The sequence below is a fragment of the Bacillus sp. C30 genome (assembly GCF_040838255.1).
In the GTDB taxonomy this organism is placed as follows: domain Bacteria; phylum Bacillota; class Bacilli; order Bacillales; family Bacillaceae_G; genus Bacillus_A; species Bacillus_A mycoides.
On the sequence record NZ_JBFPJH010000377.1, the window covers coordinates 1 to 2,927 of the forward strand.

The 2,927-nt window shown below is 33.5% G+C and carries 4 protein-coding genes and 1 pseudogene; 4 read left to right on the forward strand and 1 reads right to left on the reverse strand.

All coding sequences use genetic code 11. The annotated features are described in order from the left end of the window. Positions 1-13: 13 nt before the first annotated feature. The 4 genes from AB3X49_RS20480 to AB3X49_RS20495 all read left to right on the forward strand — a co-directional run bounded on the left by AB3X49_RS20480 (position 14) and on the right by AB3X49_RS20495 (position 2,524). Positions 14-661 carry a nitroreductase family protein gene (locus AB3X49_RS20480; protein WP_012260875.1) on the forward strand — a complete coding sequence of 216 codons (648 nt, stop codon included), beginning with the start codon at positions 14-16 and terminating at the stop codon, positions 659-661. Between the two features lie 260 nt (positions 662-921). After that, on the forward strand, positions 922-1,410 hold the full coding sequence (locus AB3X49_RS20485; RefSeq protein ID WP_002065200.1) for a putative periplasmic lipoprotein: 489 nt from the start codon (positions 922-924) through the stop codon (positions 1,408-1,410). Positions 1,411-1,557: 147 nt separating this feature from the next. Then, entirely contained in the window at positions 1,558-1,740 is a 183-nt protein-coding gene (locus tag AB3X49_RS20490; protein ID WP_012260876.1) for a hypothetical protein, read from the forward strand. A 235-nt stretch (positions 1,741-1,975) separates the two neighbouring features. Beyond that, complete coding sequence (locus AB3X49_RS20495; protein WP_002012695.1) at positions 1,976-2,524, forward strand: cysteine hydrolase family protein; 549 nt, start codon at positions 1,976-1,978, stop codon at positions 2,522-2,524. Between the two features lie 35 nt (positions 2,525-2,559). Here the strand turns inward: AB3X49_RS20495 and AB3X49_RS20500 are convergent. Next, positions 2,560-2,679: pseudogene (locus AB3X49_RS20500) on the reverse strand (NUDIX hydrolase); the annotation flags it as partial. Positions 2,680-2,927: the final 248 nt, after the last annotated feature.

The following is a 2,927-nucleotide window of genomic DNA, read 5'->3' on the forward strand; positions in this document are numbered from 1 at the left end:
GGGGATTTAATATATGAATTATGAAGATTTTAAAGAAGTAATTCACGGTAGACGAAGTGTTAGAAAGTTTACAGAAGAAGAAGTATCCACTAGTGATATAAAAGAAATTATTGATTGTGCTCGTTATGCACCGAGTGATACGAACTCACAAACGTGGGAGTTCTTGGTCATTATGAACCGAGAGAAAATTAAAGAAATTGAACAAATGACATGGGATGCATTACATAAACTTGCAGCAAAAGCAGCAGAAAATGGAGAAGAGAAAGCAGGGAAATTACTTACACGTTCTTTCGGTCCATATGCGACAGCTTTCTCTGAGGCGCCAGTATTAATCGTATGTTTGGCAACACCATATGAATCAAAGTTTCGTGAAAAGATATTTGATCCAATTGCCTTCGTTCCGGATTCAGTATGGGAAGAGGAAGGAATTAAGAGTAGCTGTTTAGCAGCACAAAACTTAATGTTGGCTGCATATGCGAGAGGACTGGGTACTTGTCCAATGACAGGACCTGTATTATTAGCTCAAGATGAACTGCGACAATATTTACAAATTGAGCCTCAAAAACAAATTAATATGGTAATTTCACTCGGGTTTCCGAAAGATAAGCCGAAGAAACTTTCTCGAAAAGAAGTTGATGAGATTACAACATTTATTTTCTAAATGTTATGTAGAAAAGACATTGAAGTGACAATGTCTTTTTATTTTGAATGGATATTTTTTTAGTGAATTGGGCTAAAATGATGAATAGAGTGGAATTACTATTTATTTCTTTAAAAAAATTAATGTTCTTAAAATGAAAGTATGGTACAGTAATCGTGAGCAAGCTAATATTTGTTCATGAAAGTGTTAAAAACTAGTTTTAAAATCAAGAAGTTATTTTTGTATAATAAATTATAATGAAATAACAGGGGGAATGAATTTTGAAGAAATTCATAATCGCTGGATTGTCTGTATTGTTATTAGTAGGCTGTGGTACTCCAAAGGAAAAAGAGGATGCACAGTCAAACCAGGAAGAACAAGTTGTAAATGCAAGTGATGAGAATATGGTCGTATTTCCTGAAGGAGCAGTGCCAATCGGAGAAGGGAAAGTAAAAGTAACTACTCCAGATGGTACTTCTGAAAATGGCAATATACCAACTGTATTCATAAAAAAGGATACTTTAATTCAGCAAGTCGAATTAGAACTTTCCAATTTTCAAAACGATAAAGAAACATTTGTATTTGTAGATCAAATATTTGCAGATAAACATCAAGTAACTAGTACAACACAGACAACAGTACAATTAAAAGAAAAGACGCTTGAGACAGGTAGTCATACGATTACCGCAGCTCAGTTTGAAAACAATGACCCAAAAGGAAAAGTCATTAGCTTGAATCAAGCGACGTTTGAAACGAAACCTGCGTCTTAATATGGAAAAAAGTACATTACTCAAAAGTAGTGTACTTTTTAGTTTGGATTGAATTATGTCATTGAGAATAATTTGTTTCACTTTCTAGTACGAATGAATAGAAAGAACTTATTCTTTACTATCATGTAAGAGGAAGGAATTGAAAGTTTGAAACGAGTTATTCGTATTTTCTTATTTATTATAATGTTTTCGGTCATTTGGTTTACTTTACAAGAGGCGGTTGAAGTTACGCTCAATTATCACATTCATGACTTGTTAATTGGAGCTGTATGTTTTGTCATTGTGTATCGGTTTTATCAAGCCTTAACGGACAATAAGAACCCCACTTGAAAATTCGGCACATGAGAGGAAGTTAGGTGGGAGATCAACTTGCCCGTAAAAGCCCGATTGGTGAAGGATAATCCCCCCTATGATTAAAGTTTCGCTTTATGATAAACTCGGATTAAGGTAAGTATTGAGTTGGAAATGTAGGGATTTCATTTGAAATGTCGAATAGTACATACGATGTCGTAATAACAAATTTTCTATTGTTTACTGTGAAACAGAAGAAGGAGAGATTGTAGTTATGAAAAGAGCTCTTATAAATATTGATTATACATATGATTTTGTAGCTGAAAAAGGTGCTTTAACATGCGGGAAACCAGGTCAAGAAATTGAGAAGGAACTTGTAAGTGTAACGAAACAATTTATTGAAAAAGGTGATTACGTAGTATTTGCGATCGATAAACATGAAGACAATGATGTATATCATCCAGAAGCGAAATTGTTTCCACCTCATAATATAGCAGGTACAAATGGAAGAGACTTATTTGGTGAATTACAAGATGTATGCGAGAAATATAAAAATGCAGAGAATGTATACTATATGGACAAAACACGTTACAGTGCTTTTGCAGGAACGGATCTAGAAATGAAGCTAAGAGAAAGAGGAATAGAGGAAGTGCATCTTGTAGGTGTATGTACAGATATTTGCGTCCTTCATACAGCAGTAGATGCTTATAATAAAGGGTTTCAAATTGTCGTTTATGAAAAGGCGGTTGCATCTTTTAATGCGCAAGGACATGAATATGCACTTGGACATTTTAAATCTTGTTTAAATGCAGAAGTGAAGTGAAAAAAAGAGGCCTTCAAAAGGTCTCTTTTTCACATTTAAATAGAGACGACTTGCTGTTGAATTAACTTTTTAATGAACGGGCTAATCTTTTCTGGTAGCCCATTTAAATCAAAAAATTGTACATGTAATGATTCATCTTCGTCTGCTTTTAACGAGGTGAGTATTGCGGACTTAAAAGAAAGTCGTTTATAAAAAATTCTATTGTAATATCCCTTTAGAGGATTAAAAAGGGTTATAGTAAATAGAAAAGGACATCTGAAGTTGAAAGATTGATTAAAGGGTTATATTGTTGAAGATGAACAATGAATACAAATACATAGTTAAGAAAGTACGATTTAAGATCAGGATGAAAGATGTTTCGAAAACAAGTGTTGAGATGATAAATACGTATTTACAATAAAGT